The following is a 17,286-nucleotide window of genomic DNA, read 5'->3' as shown; positions in this document are numbered from 1 at the left end:
GTCATACGCCCGATTTCTTGGGACCGCGTGCCGCAGCGCTCGATGCATCGGGGCCGGCGAGCTTCACCTTCATCCCGTCGGACAGTTTGACGACGCCGTCGGTCACCACCCGGTCGCCGGGCCTCAGACCCTGGAGGATCTCGATCCGGCCCTCGCTGCGCAAGCCGGCCTTGATCTCCGTGCGATGCGCCGCGCCGTCGCGGCCGATCACGTAGACGAAGCGGCGGTCGCCTTCGCCGACGACGGCGAGCTCCGGCACACCGAGCGACAGCCGCGGCGCCTGCTCGATCGAGACGGTGAGCAGCATGCCGGGCTTGAGGCGCCCATCCGGATTGGGAAGGCGGGCGCGGACGGTCACCGCGCGGGTGTTCGGATCGATCACCGGATCGATCGTCGCGATCTGGCCGCGGAACGGCTGGTCGGGATAGGCGGCCGATCGCGCTTCGATGGTGAGGCCGGGGCGGATCGTCGCCAGCACCGTCTCAGGCACGGGGAAATCCAGCTTGATCGTCGAGATGTCGCTGATCGTCGCAATCGGGGTGCCCGAATTGACCACCGCGCCGGCCGAGATGGTGCGCAGCGAGACCCAGCCGGCGAACGGCGCACGGATCACGCGCTCGCCGATCGTGGCGGTCGCCTGGCCCGCCTGGGCGCGCGCCGCCGCGGCCGAGGCGATCTGGGCATCGAGATTGCTTTGGGTGGCGAAGCCGCGTTCGCGCAGCGCCTCGACGCGGGTGAGCTGCTGCTGCGCTTCGCGCGCACGCGCCTGGGCTTCCGCAAGCTGCGCCGTCTGCTGGCCCTGGGCGAGCACGGCGATGATCTGGCCGCGGCGGACATATTGGCCGTCATCGAAGCCGAGCCGCACGATGCGCTCGGTCACCGGTGCCGACAGCGTGACCTGCTCGTTCGCCATTGCGGTGCCGATCGCCTCGACGGTCTCGACGAAACGCATCGACGCCGCCGGCGCGGCTTTGACGAGCGGCGGCTGACGATTGCGGCCGCCCTTGTCCTCAGCGCCGTTCCCGCAGGCGGCCAGCGAAGCACAGAGCGCCGTCACCAGGAAATTCCGGACTATGGGCACGGACCATGTCGCTAACGACCGGGGCCTGCGCGATCAACCCCGTTGCAGATCGCGATGATTCTTCACCCCGGCCCGAGCCTTCATTCGCCCTGCCGCTGGACCGAGTTGAAGAAGCTGTCGATCGCCGGCGGCGGCCCGGCCTTGGCCGGAGCCGGAGGCGGCGGCGGCCGGTCGGCCGGCGTCGGCGGCGGCAGATCCGTCTCCCCGGGCAGCGGGATCTGCGGATCCGGAACCGTCTCGATGACATTGCTCTCCGCAACCTGCTTGAGCGCCGGGCCGATCCGGCGAAGCTCTTCCGGCGTGGCGCACCAGCGGATCCAGGCATCGGCAAAGATGTCGTCGGGATCGTCGAAGGCAATCGTCGGGGTGGCTGCGATGACCGCGACCGCCTGGGGCGTGACCACGAACGGGCGGAAGATGCCGGATCCTTCGGCGATGTCGCCGCACGCCGAACCGCCGGTACCCGGGTGGACGTTGCGATAGCGCGCCGTCTTCGCGTTGGCGATCAGGGGGGCCATGGCCCGCGTGACCAGCGCCTGCAGCTGCGCCGGATCGGGGGCAGCGTTCGGCAGTCCGTCGCCCGGGAGCAGAGCCTGCTGCTGATCGACTGCTTGTGTCGCGGCCTCTTCGCCCGCGTCGTTCTGGCAGGCGGAGAGCGAGAGCAGAATCAGGCAGATCTTGCGCATGACACGACTTTGACGGGCGCGAGGCGATGTGAAAAGGTCGCATCGCGGATACGATCCCATCTTGAGACGACCGGAGAACCCTGTGCCCCGAGCCTTACCCTCCCCTCTGCGCCTCGGCCTGCTGATGCTGGGCGGCGCGTCCCTTGCCGGATGCGCGGGCTATGCGTCCGACTATTGGAAGCCGAAGAACGAGCTGATCGCGGCGCAATTGGTGCGGTTCGGAATGTCCGGGGATGCCGGGAAATGCGTCGAGGGCAAGCTCACTGAGACGCTCACCGTGTGGGAACTCCGCCAGCTCTCGGATCTCGCCTCGCGGCTCCAGCCCGGCGGCAACAATCCCGCCGCGTTCGGACCGCGCGACTTCCTCTACGTCGCGAGCCTGGTCGAGGATGCCGACGTCAAGCCCAAGACCGAGGCTGCCGTCACGGGCTGCGGCCTCGATCCGACCGGCGCAGCGGCGAGCGTCGCCTCGCCCGATGCGCCACCGTCCCCGACCTCGACGCCCTCCACCGCGCCGATCGCGGCGACGCCGCCTCGATCCAATCCCGCCCCACTGGCCGGCGCCGAACCGCTCTGGGTCAATCTCGGAGCGGCGGCGACCGGTCAGGGCATCGCCGTGGACGCGACCAGCGTCACCCGCGGGCCGAGCTGGCGCCAGGCCTGGTTCCGCCTGCTCAACTCCGATCAGGGCAATGTCGTCGGCGACATCGGCTATCTGCTGCGCATCGATTGTCCGGCGCGCACCATCACCGCCCATTCCGGCCGCAAATACGCCCCCGGCGGCGCGCTCACCGAGCAGAAGGATTACGACAAGCCGGAAGGCCCGATGGGGATCGAGAAAGGCACCGTCATCGAAGTCGCCTATCACGCCCTCTGCGACGATCCGCGGTAGGGGGGAAAGAGAAGGGGGAAGCGCCGCGAACTGACTCCCCTCCACGACTTCGTGGAGGATTGGGCGCCTGGACCGCGCCCCGCGCGGTCCTAAGGTGGCGCCACATGGGTGGCTCTTCTTGTCTTGGAAGTAAGAAAGAACCACCCCTACCCCCTCCACGAAGTCGTGGATGGGAAAAGAATCAGGAGTCACCCCTCGCCCTTCACCGCCCCAAGCAGGAATTCGACATTGCCCTCCGGCCCGGTGATCGGGCTCTTCTCCACGCCCACCACTGTCCAGCCCCGCGACTGCACCCAAGCCGCGGCGGCATCGCTCACCCGGGCATGCACTTCGGGATCGCGGACCACCCCGCCCTTGCCGATCTCACCGCGCTCCGCCTCGAACTGCGGCTTGACCAGGGCGGCCAGTCGACCGCCCGGCCGGGCGAAGTCGATCGCAGTGTCGAGCACCTTGGCGAGCGAGATGAAGCTCGCATCGCAGACGACGATGTCGACCGGCTCGGTGACGATCTCGGCCGTCAGATAGCGAGCGTTGGTCTGCTCGTGGACGATTACCCGCGCATCCTGGCGCAATTTCCAGGCGAGCTGGTTGGTGCCGACGTCGATCGCGAACACTTTGGCGGCGCCTCGCTGCAGCAGCACGTCGGTGAAGCCGCCGGTCGACGATCCGACGTCGAGGCCGATCGTACCCGTAACGTCCCACCCGAAGTGGTCGAGCGCGTGGGCAAGCTTGATCCCGCCCCGCGACACCCACGGATGCTCGCGCCCGCGCACCTCCAGCGGCGCCTCCTCGGGCAAGGGCTGCCCCGCTTTCTCGATCTTGCGCTCGCCCGAAAAAACGAGGCCGGCGAGGATCAACGCCTGCGCCTTCGCTCGACTTTCGACGAGTCCCCGATCAACGAGCATCTGATCGACACGATATTTTGCCATCGCGGCCTCGTAGAGCGACTTGTCGTCGGACGGAACCGTGAGACGATTGGAAGATCGCTGCAATTCCGGGATCCGGAGCAGGCGTTCCGATTCCATCGAGCAAGCACATCGCTCAAGATGAGGCGCGTGGCCGCTCGCCGGCCTGACCCTCCGCTTCAGCCGCAAACCCATAAAAAACCGCCCCCGTACGTGACGGAGGCGGCGACGGAGCGGCGAGAGGCAGCCGATCCAAGTTGGAGGTTTGAGGCCCAAGCCTAGCCCAGCTTCTCCCCGCCGTGCAGCGGAGATTGCTCCATAACGGCCTGAGTTCAGCCGCTTCTCCTCTCCCCTTCAGGGAAGAGGATCGGGAGTGGGGCAGACTCGTTCGCAGGTCGCAGACACTGGAGACGGACACGTCGTTCCCCTCCCCGGCCTCTCCTGCCGGGTCACCATCAAAGTACCACTTTGATGAGATGAATTTACGCCCGCGCTTCTTCGATGACGCCGGTGCTGTTGTGGCGGAGGGCTTTGAGGACCGTGTCGACGATGCCGGCGGCATCGAGGCCGGCTTCCTCATATTGCTTCTCGGGCTTGTTCTGGTCCTGGTAGGTATCCGGCAGGCGCATCGTGCGCAGCTTGAGGCCGGCGTCGGTCAGGCCCTGGTCGCTGGCCATGGTGAGGACGTGGGCGCCGAGACCGCCGACGGCGGCTTCCTCGACGGTGACCGCGACTTCGTGACTGGTGAGCAGGCGGCGGATCAGCTCCGTGTCGAGCGGCTTGGCGAAGCGGAGGTCGGCGACGCTGGTCGACAGGCCGCGCGCGTCAAGTATCTCGGCGGCCTTGAGCGCTTCCTCGAGCCGGGTGCCGAGCGACAGAAGGACAACCTTCTTGCCTTCGCGGACGATCCGGCCCTTGCCGATCTCGAGCCGCTGCGGCGTTTCGGGGAGCGGCACGCCGGTGCCGTTGCCGCGCGGATAGCGCACCGCCGACGGGCCGGCATCGTACAGCGCCATGGTGTGAACCATGTGGACAAGCTCGGCTTCGTCCGCCGCCGCCATCACCACCATGTTCGGCAGGGTGCAGAGGTAAGCGAGATCGAAGCTGCCGGCGTGGGTGGCGCCGTCGGCGCCGACCAGGCCGGCGCGGTCCATGGCGAAGCGCACCGGCAGATTCTGGATCGACACGTCGTGGACGACCTGATCGTAGGCGCGCTGCAGGAAAGTCGAATAGATCGCGACGAACGGCCGGTAACCCTGCGCGGCGAGGCCTGCGGCGAAGGTCACGGCATGCTGCTCGGCGATGCCGACGTCGAAGGTGCGGTCCGGGAATTGCACCTGGAACTTGTCGAGGCCGGTGCCGGACGGCATCGCGGCGGTGATCGCGACGACCCTGTCGTCGCGTGTCCCTTCGGCGATCAGCGCCTTGGCGAACACGCCGGTATAGCTTGGCGGTCCCGCCGGCGCCTTGGCCTGCTCGCCCGAGACGACGTCGAACTTCTGGACGCCGTGATATTTGTCCGCCGCCGCCTCGGCCGGGCCATAGCCCTTGCCCTTCTTGGTGACGACGTGGATCAGCATCGGCCCTTCGGCGGCGTCGCGGACATTTTCGAGGATCGGGATCAGCGCGTCGAGATCATGGCCGTCGACCGGCCCGACATAATAAAAGCCAAGCTCTTCGAACAAGGTGCCGCCGGTCACCATGCCGCGGCTATATTCGTCTGCCTTGCGGGCGGCGCGATGCAGCGGATCGGGCAGTCGCCGCGCCACCCGGCGGGCGAAACCGCGCAGGCCGAGGAACGGGCCGGACGAGACGAGCCGCGCGAGATAGGCCGAGAGGCCGCCGACCGGCGGCGCGATCGACATGTCGTTGTCGTTCAGGATGACGATCAGTCGATTGCCCGCGGCCTGGGCGTTGTTCATCGCCTCATAGGCCATGCCGGCCGACATCGCGCCGTCGCCAATCACGGCGATCGCCCGGCCCGGCGTTCCGGCAAGCTTGTTGGCAACGGCGAAACCGAGCGCCGCCGAGATCGACGTCGAGCTGTGCGCCGCGCCGAACGGATCATATTCACTCTCGGAGCGGCGGGTGAAGCCGCTGAGACCGCCGCCCTGGCGTAGCGTCCGGATTCGCTCGCGCCGGCCGGTCAGGATCTTGTGCGGATAGGCCTGATGGCCGACATCCCAGATCAGGCGATCGTCCGGCGTGTTGAACACATAATGGAGCGCCACGGTCAGCTCGACGACGCCGAGGCCTGCGCCGAGGTGGCCGCCGGTGACCGATACCGCCGAGATGGTCTCTTGGCGAAGCTCGTCGGCGAGCTGGCGCAGCTGCTCGGGACGGAGCCGGCGGAGCTCATGCGGAGTCGGAACGGTATCGAGCAAAGGCGTATTAGGACGTTCGGTCATGATCTTACGCTAAAAATCCCTTTGGCCCTCGCTACTCCAAAGCGGCTGCGCTGTCGAATGAGCAATTGGTGCAGGCTCCGTGAAGCCGGCACGGGCCGCTGCGGCGGCGCCGGCCGCTCAGGCGACCTTGCAGTCCGGGCAGGTGCCGTGGACTTCGATCACCGGCCGCTGCGGCGAGAAGCCGGCCTGCTTGGCGGCATCGCGCACACCGCCGGCGAGGAGATCGTCGTCGAGGTGCGTCGTCTGACCGCAGCTGTCGCAGATCAGGAAGATGCAGTCGTGCAGGCAATCCGGATGATCGTTGGCGACATAGGCATTGGCGCTCTCCACCCGGCGGGCGAGATTGGAACCGACGAACAGATCGAGGATCCGGTAGACGCTGTTGGCGGCGACGCGGCGGCCCTGAAGCTGGCTGACCTTGTCGGCGATGTCGTAGGCGGAAGCGGGCTTGTCGAAGCTGGCGAGGGCCTCGAACACGGCCTGGCGCATCGCGGTCCATTGTTCGCCGGAGCGCTCCATCGTCGCCTGCGCGGCGGTCATCAGCGACTCGCCCCCATGGGCATGATGATCGTGGTGGTGCTCGTGGTCGGCCATTCGGCCTAGGTAGGGATTCGGGCGCGCGGGGGCAAGCTGCGTAGCCCGCTCAAAGGCGGAGACCTCGGCGTGATCCGAATTCAGAGGGTTTGGAGATCAGGGAATTGCCGCCGGCATCGATGGAGGTCGGCACGCCGCCAGGCGCTCAGATCACCGCGCGGCGGTTGAGATCGTGGCCCAAGGCGACGATCAGCACCCCGATGATCGAATAGACTTCGCTGCCGCCATGCGGGAGCATCAACGATCCGGCCATCACGCCGAGGCCAAGGCCGCCGACCGCCGAGGGCATCATGAAGCCATGGTCGACGATCCCGCGGCCGAGCGCGACGACGCCAAGTCCGATCGCCATCATCAGGCCGACTTCGTGGATGATCGGGTTGAGCAGCATGCCGCCCGCGGAGGCGAGCACCGCAACGAACACCGCACTTGCAAGGCAATGGACGAGGCACAGTCCGGACAGCGCAATCGCCATCCGATCCATCGTTCCGCTCCGCGCCGTATTGGCGAACATCGTAACTCCGTTCCCTCCTTCGCAGGCCCCTGTATAAGCCCGCAACGGAGAAGATACAACATTACATACCCGAAAAAGTTGCATTGGATTTCGTCCATCCTGGAGCCATATGGCGCCATGATGGCCACCGCCGCCGCTCCCCGCTCCGCCGCCCCCCCATGCGCCCCCGGCCGATTTCCAATTGGCTGCTCGCCGTTGCCGCGCTCGTTTTCCTGATGGTCGTCGTCGGCGGAGTCACCCGGCTCACCGAATCGGGCCTGTCGATCGTACGCTGGGAGCCGGTCTCCGGCACGATCCCGCCGCTCGGCGAGGAAGCCTGGCAGGAGGAGTTCGATCTCTATCGCCAGAGCCCGCAATATAAGCAGGTGAATTCGGGCATGACCTTGTCCGAGTTCAAGAACATCTATTTCTGGGAATATGTTCACAGGCTGCTCGGCCGGGTCATCGGCCTCGCCTTCGCGCTGCCATTGCTCTGGTTCTGGCTGCGGAAAGCGATTCCCGCGGGCTATGGCTGGAAGCTGGTGGCCTTGCTCGCGCTCGGCGGCCTGCAGGGGGCGATCGGTTGGTGGATGGTCGCGTCCGGCCTCGTCGATCGTCCCGACGTCAGCCACATCCGCCTCGCCGTCCACCTGCTCAACGCGCTGCTGATCTTCGCGTCTCTGGTCTGGGTGGCGCTCGATCTGCGAAGGCTGGCGGACGATCCTGCGGCGAAGCCGGCACGGATGCCGACGATCGCGATCTGGGCGCTGTCCGCGCTCGCGCTGCAATTGCTGTTCGGGGCCTATGTCGCGGGGCTCGACGCGGGCTATGCCTATTCGAGCTGGCCGAAGATGGGCGACGAATGGTTTCCGGCGGCAACCCCGATGCTCGACCCGTATCTTCGCAATTTCGTCGACAATCCGATCATGGTGCAGTTCGTCCATCGCTGGCTCGCCTGGGGCGTCGCGCTTGCTGCTGCTCTCTTCGCCCGCGCGGCGTGGCGACGCGGCCTTCGCACCGAGGCCTTCGCCCTGCTCGCCGCGGTCGGCGTGCAGATCCTGCTCGGTATCGCGACACTGCTCAGCGGAGTCGACATCAGCATCGCGGCCGGCCACCAGGCGATGGCGGTGGTCCTGCTCGGCACGATGGTCGCCACCGGCCACCGCCTCGGCGTGACGGACGATCAGAGCGGCGCCACCAGCGATCGTTCCGGTCCGAGCGGCGGATGAGCGACGCGCCTCAGCAGATCGTCACCGTCTACGCCGTGTTCGCGTCGGACGAGGAAGCAGCGCGGATCGCGCGCATTCTGATCGACGAACGGCTTACCGCCTGCGTCAACATCCTCGGGCCGTGCCGATCCCTCTACCGCTGGGACGGCAGGATCGAGGACGCGACCGAAGTCGCCGCGCTGTTCAAGACCGCTGCCGAGCAGGCGGAGGCACTGATCGGTCGGCTTGCCGAACTCCACAGCTACGACCTTCCGGCGGCGGCGATATGGCCGATATCGGCGGCGACGCCCGGCTACGCGAAATGGGTGCTGGACGAGACCCGCCCGAGCTGAACGTGGGCCGCCCTCATCTCGGCTCGGCCTCAAGGGTGCCGCGACGGAAATCGAAGGTGACGCTCCTGAACGCGCGCAGGATATCGTTGCCGAGGACGCCGTAGCGTTCCTCGGCATTGGCATCGTCGGCAAGCTCCACATCGATGGTCTTCATCTCCGCCGCGGCGCCGCCGATCGCGACCGGCAGCGGCCCGAGATTTGCCACCCGCACCGTGGTGGTCCCCCCAACCCCGCCTTTGCCCTGCGTCTTGCCGGCGTCGGCCGGGCGGAGGTCCGGGCGCTCCGCCGCGAACCGTCGATAGAGCACGCTGCTGACCGCCCCGCTATCCACGAACAGCGGATGCGGCCGGCCGGCGATGACGACCTCGGCATAGGGATCGTTGCCGATTAGCAGGAGGTTCGGTGCGGCAGCCGGGCGGTTCGGCGCCGCCTCGACGGTGAGGCGCTCACCCGGCCCGAACGTCACGCGGCCGAGGGCCCGCAGCACCGGCAGCCCGACGATCGCTTCGATCGCATAGCCGCCGGGCACCATCGGGAAATCGAGCGCGGAATCGGCGAGCACGGCGAACGGGACATTGTGCAACGTCGCGCCGGCGACGTCGACTTGCGCGGCGATGCCGATCCGCACCGGCACGTCGCTACCGATCGAATTGCCGACGGCCGCCTCTCCGTCCAGCATCCTCAGGCCGAGCCTCCTGGCGGTGGCGGCGCTGACCACCGAGAGGTTGGCACCGGTATCGACCACCGCCTGCGCCTGCGCCTGCGCCGCGCCGATCTTCATGGGCACGCGAAGCAACCCGACTTTGTCCCGCGCCCCCTGGGTCGACAGAGCGGCCTCGATCCGCGACACGCTTTGGACCGGCGCGGCAGCGAGGATGGCGGCGACCTGTCGGGTCTGCCGCATGCTGTCGAGCTGCTTGGCCGGGCGGTCCGGCTTGAGGGACAGAAAGGCGTCGGCCTGGCGCATCGCCTCGGCATACTCCTCCGCCGAGAACGCGACCTCGGTGGCGATCTCATGCGCCCGCGCGCGCCGGCCCCGATCCGGGTCGGAGAGCGCGAAATAGCGCGCCAGCGCCGCGGCGGGCCCGGCACCGCCGCGGCGGATTGCGGCAAGCTGCGCTTCGCCAAGCGCACGCGCTGCGGGTTCGAGATCGGCGCCGGCAAGAAGGCCCTCGAGCGGCGCGGTCGCGCCGATCCGCGCCGAGAGGATCGCCGCGTCGAGCGCATCGGCCTCCACCGCGGCGGAGGCGGCCGCCGGCGCGGGCGCGATGCCGATCAGGCCGGCGCAGGCGAGCGCCGCGTCCGAGAGCAGGGACAGCAGGATGTGGGAAGAGGCTCTGGGCATGACCGCGTATCTCCTGTAAGCTCATCGTCAATCAATTACGTCTTTTCGCAATACGATAATCTTTTTGGCTGAAGCAATATGAAATCTGAAAACCGGCTGGCCGCTGGCGCGCGGCGAATGCGGATCGGCACCGTCATCGGAATGCTCGCCACGGTCCTGCTGATCGTCCTGGCCGGCGCGGCCATGCTGCTCGGCGGCATCGAGGGGGTGCGCTTCAGCACCTCCGGCAGCGCGCCTTCCGCGGAGACCGCCGGCGCCCTGCTCTCCGGCCTCCCGTTCTGCTTTGGTCTGTGGCGGCTGCTCGCCATGCTTCGCGGGATCGAGGCCGGCGAGGCGTTCACGCGGGGCACGATCGCCGATCTGCGCGGCTTCGCCTTCTGGGTGCTGGTCTCGTCGGTTGCGTCGATCGTCGGGCCGCCGCTGTTCGAGCTCGCCGGCGGTCTGGTCGGCGGCGGCGACAGCCTCAGCGTGACCTTGTCGTTCGAGAGCGGCGACTTTTTCGCGTTGCTGGTCAGCGCCCTGCTCTTCTTCATCGCCCGCCTGTTCGGCGAAGCCCAGCGGATCGCCGACGACCACCGGCAGATCATCTGATGCGGATCGTCGTCCGGCTCGACGTCATGCTCGCCCGCCGCAAGGTGCGCTCCAAGGCGCTCGCCGCCCACGTCGGCATCACCGAGGCCAATCTGTCGCTGCTCAAGTCGGGCCGGGTGAAGGGCATCCGCTTCGAGACGCTGGAAAAGATTTGCGACTTTCTCGATTGCCAGCCCGGCGACCTGCTCGAATTCGACCGCACCCTGCCCCCTGCCGCGGACGACTGAACGCGCCCGTTGCCTACGAACAAAACGCGCCCGTTGCCTGCGAACAAGAAGAAGCGTTGTTCACGTAAAGACCCGAAGCGTGATCTCCCTTCGGCTCCCCGCATTTGTCTGCATCGCCGTTGATTGGGATCGGGCCGGAGAGAAGCGACGCGCCAACCCCTTGGCGGCTTTGCGGCTTTGCGTGATCCAAGCGCCTTCTGCCCTCGCTCCCGGTCGAGCCGGCCTGAGCAGAAGCACGGAAGCCGGCGGCCTTTTCCCGCCTTCCCATGAAGGGCAAAATCGAGATGGTATTATTTTACCTTTCGTCAAAGCCGCGGTTTTTCTTGACTTAAAACCCCTCTCCTGCCATTTGGCCGCTCGTCAGCGCCGCCCCCGGTGAAAGCCTCGGGCGGCGCGGTTCATTTCAGGTGGGCGCGTCATCCGGCGTGCCTCGTTACGGAGTTGGGGCCCATGAAGGCGCTGATGAAGACCACCAAGGCCGCCAAGGCCTCCGAGGTCGAGAAGAAATGGCATCTCATCGATGCCGAAGGCCTGGTCGTCGGCCGTGTCGCCACGATCATCGCCAATCTGCTGCGCGGCAAGCACAAGGCTTTGTTCACCCCGCACGCCGACATCGGCGATCATGTCGTGGTGATCAATGCCGACAAGGTCCGTTTCACCGGCAAGAAGCTCGGCGACAAGGTCTATTATCGCCACACCGGCTATGCCGGCGGCATCAAGAGCGTCACCGCCGGCAAGGTCCTCGAAGGCCGCTTCCCGGAGCGAGTACTCGAAAAGGCCGTCGAGCGCATGATTCCGCGTGGGCCGCTCGGCCGTGAGCAGATGCGCCACCTCCACCTCTATGCCGGCACCGAGCATCCGCACGCCGGCCAGAACCCCGAAACCCTCGACGTCGCGGGCATGAACCGCAAGAACAAGGTGGGTGCCTGATGTCCGACAATCGTCAATCCCTCGCCGATCTCGCCCAGCTGACCGGCGCCGCCCAGGCGGCTCCCCCGGCCGCGGCCGACGCTCCGGTCGAAGCTGCTTCGGAAGAAGCTGAAGCGCCGATCTCCAACGAGCATGGCGTCGCCACCCAGGGTCCGCAGATCCAGGCGATCCTTCGCGAGCAGCAGCTCGACAAGCAGGGCCGCGCCTACGCGACCGGCCGCCGCAAGGACGCCGTTGCCCGCGTGTGGCTGAAGCCCGGCACCGGCAAGATCATCGTCAACGGCCGTGATCAGACCGTCTATTTCGCCCGTCCGACCCTGCGTCTGATCATCAACCAGGTGTTCGACATCACCGAGCGCCGCGACCAGTATGACGTCGTCGCCACCGTCAAGGGCGGCGGTCTCTCCGGCCAGGCCGGTGCCGTCCGTCACGGCATCTCGACCGCGCTCACCCGCTACGAGCCTACACTGCGCACCACGGTGAAGCGCGCCGGCTTCCTGACCCGCGATCCGCGCGTCGTCGAGCGCAAGAAGTACGGCCGCGCCAAGGCACGCCGCAGCTTCCAGTTCTCGAAGCGTTAAAGGCTTCCGCCTCGAAGTGGCACTTCGAGGCGAGCGAGACAGAGCAGGAAGAGGGTCGTCCTTCGGGGCGGCCCTTTTTCTTTGAGTTCGGCGCTCGTCGTTCACACCCCACCGTCGTCCCAGCTTTCCCGTCATCTCCCTGCCCCTTCTCGTCATCCCGGCGAAAGCCGGGATCCCAGGCCGGAAGAGGCACCGCGCGCTTGATCCGCGCCGACGCGGGTCCTCCGGGAGATCCCAGCTTCCGCTGGAATGATGAGAAAGAGGGGGCGTCCTGCCCTGAAACCCCGCCGTGCCCCATCTGCCATGCGACAGGACCGCCCCGCCCGTCCCCCTCAGCGCAGCAGCCCCGCCTCGGGACGCCGGCGGATGTGCGGACGCGGCGCCTCCGCCCGGCGTCCGACGATCTCCGCGAGCGCATCGTCGATCCGGGGATAGTCGAAGCGGAAGCCGAGCGCCAAGGCACGTGCCGGCAGAACCCGCTGGCCGCCCAGCAGCAATTCGTCGGCGAACGCGCCGAGCACGAAGCGCAAGGGCGCGGCCGGCACCGGCAGGATCGCCGGCCGGTGCAACGCACGCCCGAGCGCACGCACGAAACCCCTGTTCTCGACCGGCTGCGGCGCGGTGCCGTTGAGCGGCCCCTCGAAGCGCGGATCGGCGAGGGCGCGGACGATCAGGCGGACGAGATCGTCGCGGTGGATCCAGCTCATCATCTGGCGCCCGTCGCCGAAGCGGCCGCCGAGTCCGAATTCGAACGGCGCCAGCATCCGGCTGAGCACGCCGCCCTCGCGCCCGAGCACCAGCCCGATGCGCAGGCAGACGAGGCGGACCCGCCCCGCCGCAGCCCTGGCGCCGGCGGCTTCCCAGGCGGTGCACACCTCCCGGCAGAAGCTTTCGGTGCCGGGATCGCTCTCGTCGACATATTCGTCTCCGCGCAGCCCGTACCAGCCGATCGCGGAGCCGCTGACCAACACTTCCGGCTTGTGCGCGAGCCGATCGATCAGGCGGCCGATCGCGGAGGTGACCGCGACCCGGGAGTCGACGATCCGCGCGCGCTTCGCCTCGGTCCACAGGCCGTCGCCGATCGGCTCGCCGGCAAGATTGACGATCGCGTCGATCCGCGCGTCGGCGCCGACTTGCGCGAGATCGGTGACGATCCGGATCGGCGCCGGCAGCGCCGACGCGCTGTCGGGGCGCCGGGTGAGCACGGTCACGTCATGACCGGCCGCCACCAGAGCGCCGACCAGGCGCCGTCCGACGAATCCGGTGCCGCCGGTGACGAGCACCGCCATCCCCGGTGCGAGCCCCGCGGCAAGCCGGGCCGCGTCGCTCTCGGCGAGCCGCTGGGTGCGCGCGGCCGCGGCGAGATCGCGCACGCCGGTGACGAGGGTGCCGAGGCTCGCCAGCGCGCACATCCAGCTCCAAAGGCCGTAGGACATGCCCGCGATGGACGTCTGCTTCGATGCCCAGCCGATCAGCACCGGCGTCACGAAGGCGAGGATCGCGCCATAGTTGAGGGTCAGAAAGGTGTGGAGGATCCGCTCGCTAGCGGGAAGGCGTCGGGTCCGGTCCTCCTCGACGAAGTCCCACAAGGTGATGATCAACTCGGCGAACAGCAGGCCGAGCAGGGCGATCGCCCAGGCCCCCTGCGGCATCGTCCAGCCGAGCGTGCCGAACGCCACCCCGTAAGCGAGGTTCCTGATTCCGTGGAGCTGCAACTCGCGACGCTGGGACGGGCGCCAGGCGAGCCGCTCGATCCCTTCATGGTGCAGGAAGGTGTCGGTCGCGCCCATCACCATCTGGATGGCGACGAGGGTCCAGAGCAGGTCGGTCATGCCGCGTCTCCCAATTCGGGTCGCTCGTGGAACAGGCCCACCTGGTGGACGAGCGCGCCGAACCAGGGGTGGTGAAGGCTGAGGACGAAGGTGAAGCGGCCGTCGCCGACGTCTGCATGGCTGACCCGCATGTGCCCGGGCGCGAGCCACGCCGGGATGCGCAGGCGAAACGCGCCGCACCGCAGGAAATAATGATCGCTGTCGAAATGCAGCGCGCCGTCTTCGACGCGCAACACGAGCGCGATCCCGAAGCCGAGCCCGAGATATTCCTCCAGCCCCGTCGGTCCGGCGAACCTCTTGGCGCTGTGGATCGCCTGCGGGAAGCCGCGGGCGCGGCCGTAGATCCGGGTCCAGCATTGGCCGCCGGTGGACGGATCCTCTGTCACACTCACCACCGCCGGCACCTGGGTGTCGCAGCCGAGCGGCAGGGGCGCGCCGACCAGCCGCGCCGCCTGGGCGAGCCACCAGCCGATCCGGCTCATCCGTGCCTCCACGATCGACCCGGCATAGAGGATGGTGCGGCCGCTGGCGGCGCGCCGGGCGAAGCGGGCGCGCACCGCCTCCGGAAGCCTGTCCCAGCCGTCCTCGCCGACCAGGCGGCGGAAGCGGATGTCCCCCAGAGCGGCCTGCGCCTCCGCTGTCGCCGGCGACGGCACGGCACTCCGCGTCGCAGTTACTGCGCATGTGCCGGTCATCGCTTCCTCCTTTCTTGTTATTTCTGTAAAGACGGAAATATGCGCTCAAAAAAGGGGGCTCTCCTCAGCCGCTTTCCGTATCGTTCGACGCCTTGCCGCGCCCGAAGCCGACCAGGCTCGCCACCTTCGCGCCCATCCGGATCAGCGCCATCAGCTTGGGCGCGGGAACGCCGAGCATCTGGTCGTGCCACCGAGTCAGCGAGGTCACGAAATCGTCCATCGCCGCCAGCCGCTCACGGGCGACGCCGCTCACCCCCGCATCTGCCTCGGCGTCGGTGCGGCAGGCGCGGATGGCGGCCGCAGCGGGATCGATCTCGCGCTCCTTGCGCCCCTGCGCGATCCGGCTCGCCATCTCCCAGAGATCCGTCTCCGCCTCGAAATGGTCGCGCCGATCGCCGAGCACCGGCACCCGGCGGATCAGCTTCCACCCCTGCAGCTCGCGCAGGCTGTTGGAGACGTTGGACCGCGCGATGCCGAGCGTCTCGGCAATGTCCTCGGCCGTCAGCGGCCGCTCGGCGAGATACAGCAAGGCATGGATCTGCGCGACCGAACGGTTGACGCCCCACTGCCCGCCCATGTCGCCCCATTGCAAAACGAAGCGCTCCACCGCGGGCGGCATCGTGCGACTCGGAACGGATATTTCTGTCACGACAGAAACTTCCGACATCAGGCGCGGATTGTCAAGGCGGCATATTCGCGCAAGCGCACGCGTCGACGAGCCAGGAGAGAGGAGAGGAGGGTTTCGACAATGATGGGGCCCCCACGCTTGGTCCGGGGGATCAAGCAACCCATTCATCAGCCCGAACGGTTCTGGGGATACCGGTGAGATTGCCGGATGCGGAGCTCTCATCATCAGGCTCCATCGAACCCTCTCTGCTCCGTTCGGGCAGAGCCTGTCGAACCCCTCACCTTCACCGTCTTATGGGCGCGTGCTGATCCAGACGCAGCCGGGTCCCCGTCCTCACCCAGCTCCAACGCTCGAGACGACGCACGGCCGACCAGGCCTTGTAGCGGTGCCACGATACATCCGAGCGGGGCCCGGCGCCGCTACCCGTTCAGCGTCGCCATCCCCTGGGCATGATAGCGCTCGCCGGCAGCCGCGCCCGGCGGAAGCACGCGGTCGATCCGCGCCAGATCCTCCGTCGTCAACACGACGTCGAGTGCCCCGATATTCTCGTCCAGGCGCGCGGTGCGGCGCGTGCCCGGGATCGGCACGACGTCGTCACCCTGGGCCAGCACCCAGGCGAGAGCGAGCTGTGCCGCGGTGCAGCCCTTCTCCGCCGCGATCGCCTCGATCTCGCCGACGAGGGCGAGGTTCTTTTCGAAATTGCCGCCGCTGAACCGCGGGTGGTTGCGGCGCCAGTCGTCGGGCGCGAAATCGTCGGAGGTCTTGAATTGGCCGGTGAGGAAGCCGCGCCCGAGCGGGCTGTAGGCGACATAGCCGATGCCGAGCGCCCGAACCGCCGGCAGCAGCCCCGCCTCCGCATCGCGGCTCCACAGCGAATATTCGGTCTGCAGCGCCGCGATCGGATGCACCGCATGGGCGCGGCGGATCGTCTCCGGCGCCGCCTCGCTGAGGCCGAGGAAGCGGACCTTCCCCTCCCGCACCAGCTCGGCCATCGCGCCGACCGTCTCCTCGATCGGCACGTCCGGATCGACGCGGTGCTGATAGTAAAGGTCGATCGTCTCGACCTCGAGCCGCTTGAGGCTCGCCTCGCAGGCCGAGCGGACATAATCCGGCGTGCCGCAGATGCCGCCGAAGCTGCCGTCCTCGCCGCGGACATTGCCGAACTTGGTCGCCAGCACCACCGCATCGCGCCGGTCCGCAATCGCCTTGCCGATCAGTTCCTCGTTGCGCCCGACTCCGTACATGTCGGCGGTGTCGAGGAAGTCGACGCCCCGATCGATCGCATGGTGGATGGTGGCGATCGACTCCCGTTCGTCACCGGCCCCGTAAAATTCGGACATGCCCATGCAGCCGAGCCCGAGCGCCGACACTTCGAGGCCGCTGGTGCCGAGCATACGTCTTGTGATCATCTGGAGGCTCCTTCCCGCTTCGCGCAAGCAACGAGCGGCGGTCGATCCGGCTCCCCGGCGAACCTCTGGGTTTGCGCGCCCGCCCGTTCGGCGCTGTCGAGAAAGCACTCGCGCCCACCCGCAAGTCCCTCCGCTCCACGCCGTCATCCCAGCGAAAGCTGGGGCCTCAGACAGAAGGAGGCGCCGCGCTCCGCATCAGCTCCAATGCCCATCTCTTGAAGAGTCCAGCTTCCGCTGGAATGACGAAGGGTGCCGCCGTTTCCCGCACCCTTCGCGCGCATCGCGGTCTTGGCGTCAAAACGCGCCTGATGCGTGGCAGGACATCGCAGTCGTGACGCGTTCCTCCGGGGCAGCCCCGCGCGCTGACGAGGTCACGCCGGTCAGGACTCGACGCCCTCAAGTCCCCGCGGGCGAGTACCCCACGGCAGGCA

The 17,286-nt window shown here is 67.8% G+C and carries 18 protein-coding genes; 7 read left to right on the top strand and 11 right to left on the bottom strand.

Annotated features, from left to right (window positions below; all coding sequences use genetic code 11):
• Window position 1: 1 nt before the first annotated feature.
• Window positions 2-1,060: an efflux RND transporter periplasmic adaptor subunit gene (locus tag C7I55_RS07780; protein ID WP_408640593.1), complete on the bottom strand. Its 1,059-nt coding sequence runs from the start codon at window positions 1,058-1,060 to the stop codon at window positions 2-4.
• A 101-nt stretch (window positions 1,061-1,161) separates the two neighbouring features.
• Window positions 1,162-1,767 (bottom strand): hypothetical protein, encoded by a 606-nt coding sequence (locus C7I55_RS07775; RefSeq protein ID WP_106512291.1) that lies wholly within the window; start codon window positions 1,765-1,767, stop codon window positions 1,162-1,164.
• 82 nt (window positions 1,768-1,849) lie between these two features.
• Here C7I55_RS07775 and C7I55_RS07770 point away from each other — a divergent pair, with 82 nt between their 5' ends.
• Complete coding sequence (locus tag C7I55_RS07770; RefSeq protein WP_146150955.1) at window positions 1,850-2,659, top strand: hypothetical protein; 810 nt, start codon at window positions 1,850-1,852, stop codon at window positions 2,657-2,659.
• 188 nt (window positions 2,660-2,847) lie between these two features.
• On the opposite strand, the gene C7I55_RS07765 is transcribed toward C7I55_RS07770, so the two are convergent.
• The 4 genes from C7I55_RS07765 to C7I55_RS07750 form a co-directional block, all read right to left on the bottom strand.
• Entirely contained in the window at window positions 2,848-3,588 is a 741-nt protein-coding gene (locus C7I55_RS07765; protein WP_106512493.1) for a TlyA family RNA methyltransferase, read from the bottom strand.
• Window positions 3,589-4,046: 458 nt separating this feature from the next.
• Window positions 4,047-5,972, bottom strand: coding sequence for a 1-deoxy-D-xylulose-5-phosphate synthase (gene dxs, locus C7I55_RS07760; protein WP_106512289.1), 1,926 nt, complete (start codon window positions 5,970-5,972; stop codon window positions 4,047-4,049).
• 117 nt (window positions 5,973-6,089) lie between these two features.
• Window positions 6,090-6,566 carry a Fur family transcriptional regulator gene (locus C7I55_RS07755; protein WP_106512288.1) on the bottom strand — a complete coding sequence of 159 codons (477 nt, stop codon included), beginning with the start codon at window positions 6,564-6,566 and terminating at the stop codon, window positions 6,090-6,092.
• Window positions 6,567-6,711: 145 nt separating this feature from the next.
• Window positions 6,712-7,077, bottom strand: a complete 366-nt coding sequence (locus C7I55_RS07750) for a MerC domain-containing protein (protein WP_106512287.1) — start codon at window positions 7,075-7,077, stop codon at window positions 6,712-6,714.
• A gap of 158 nt (window positions 7,078-7,235) precedes the next feature.
• Between C7I55_RS07750 and C7I55_RS07745 the strand changes: the two genes are divergently transcribed.
• Both C7I55_RS07745 and cutA read left to right on the top strand, forming a co-directional pair.
• Window positions 7,236-8,285: a COX15/CtaA family protein gene (locus C7I55_RS07745; RefSeq protein ID WP_106512286.1), complete on the top strand. Its 1,050-nt coding sequence runs from the start codon at window positions 7,236-7,238 to the stop codon at window positions 8,283-8,285.
• Window positions 8,282-8,617: a divalent-cation tolerance protein CutA gene (gene cutA, locus C7I55_RS07740; protein WP_106512285.1), complete on the top strand. Its 336-nt coding sequence runs from the start codon at window positions 8,282-8,284 to the stop codon at window positions 8,615-8,617. Before C7I55_RS07745 ends, cutA begins: the two co-directional genes overlap by 4 nt.
• Before the next feature lie 13 nt (window positions 8,618-8,630).
• Here the strand turns inward: cutA and C7I55_RS07735 are convergent, their stop codons facing one another.
• Window positions 8,631-9,962 (bottom strand): retropepsin-like aspartic protease, encoded by a 1,332-nt coding sequence (locus C7I55_RS07735; protein WP_106512284.1) that lies wholly within the window; start codon window positions 9,960-9,962, stop codon window positions 8,631-8,633.
• Window positions 9,963-10,040: 78 nt separating this feature from the next.
• Here C7I55_RS07735 and C7I55_RS07730 point away from each other — a divergent pair, with 78 nt between their 5' ends.
• From C7I55_RS07730 to rpsI, 4 genes are all read left to right on the top strand, one after another.
• Window positions 10,041-10,553 (top strand): DUF2975 domain-containing protein, encoded by a 513-nt coding sequence (locus C7I55_RS07730; protein ID WP_106512283.1) that lies wholly within the window; start codon window positions 10,041-10,043, stop codon window positions 10,551-10,553.
• On the top strand, window positions 10,553-10,780 hold the full coding sequence (locus C7I55_RS07725; protein WP_106512282.1) for a helix-turn-helix domain-containing protein: 228 nt from the start codon (window positions 10,553-10,555) through the stop codon (window positions 10,778-10,780). The genes C7I55_RS07730 and C7I55_RS07725 overlap by 1 nt, the downstream gene beginning before the upstream one ends.
• A gap of 450 nt (window positions 10,781-11,230) precedes the next feature.
• Window positions 11,231-11,710, top strand: coding sequence for a 50S ribosomal protein L13 (rplM, locus tag C7I55_RS07720; protein ID WP_106512281.1), 480 nt, complete (start codon window positions 11,231-11,233; stop codon window positions 11,708-11,710).
• Window positions 11,710-12,291, top strand: coding sequence for a 30S ribosomal protein S9 (gene rpsI, locus C7I55_RS07715; RefSeq protein ID WP_106512280.1), 582 nt, complete (start codon window positions 11,710-11,712; stop codon window positions 12,289-12,291). Before rplM ends, rpsI begins: the two co-directional genes overlap by 1 nt.
• A gap of 332 nt (window positions 12,292-12,623) precedes the next feature.
• Here rpsI and C7I55_RS07710 read toward each other — a convergent pair whose 3' ends face one another.
• The 4 genes from C7I55_RS07710 to C7I55_RS07695 form a co-directional block, all read right to left on the bottom strand.
• A complete protein-coding gene (locus tag C7I55_RS07710; protein WP_106512279.1) occupies window positions 12,624-14,123 on the bottom strand; it encodes a TIGR01777 family oxidoreductase in 1,500 nt (499 codons plus the stop codon).
• Window positions 14,120-14,818 (bottom strand): DUF4166 domain-containing protein, encoded by a 699-nt coding sequence (locus tag C7I55_RS07705; RefSeq protein ID WP_106512278.1) that lies wholly within the window; start codon window positions 14,816-14,818, stop codon window positions 14,120-14,122. The genes C7I55_RS07710 and C7I55_RS07705 overlap by 4 nt, the downstream gene beginning before the upstream one ends.
• Window positions 14,819-14,882: 64 nt before the next feature.
• Window positions 14,883-15,437 (bottom strand): GbsR/MarR family transcriptional regulator, encoded by a 555-nt coding sequence (locus C7I55_RS07700; protein WP_199192756.1) that lies wholly within the window; start codon window positions 15,435-15,437, stop codon window positions 14,883-14,885.
• Between the two features lie 428 nt (window positions 15,438-15,865).
• Complete coding sequence (locus tag C7I55_RS07695; RefSeq protein WP_408640588.1) at window positions 15,866-16,855, bottom strand: aldo/keto reductase; 990 nt, start codon at window positions 16,853-16,855, stop codon at window positions 15,866-15,868.
• Between the last annotated feature and the right edge of the window lie 431 nt (window positions 16,856-17,286).

The sequence above is a fragment of the Allosphingosinicella deserti genome (genome assembly GCF_003012735.1).
Taxonomy (GTDB): Bacteria; Pseudomonadota; Alphaproteobacteria; order Sphingomonadales; family Sphingomonadaceae; genus Allosphingosinicella; species Allosphingosinicella deserti.
This window is presented reverse-complemented; position numbering and strand designations above follow the sequence as displayed.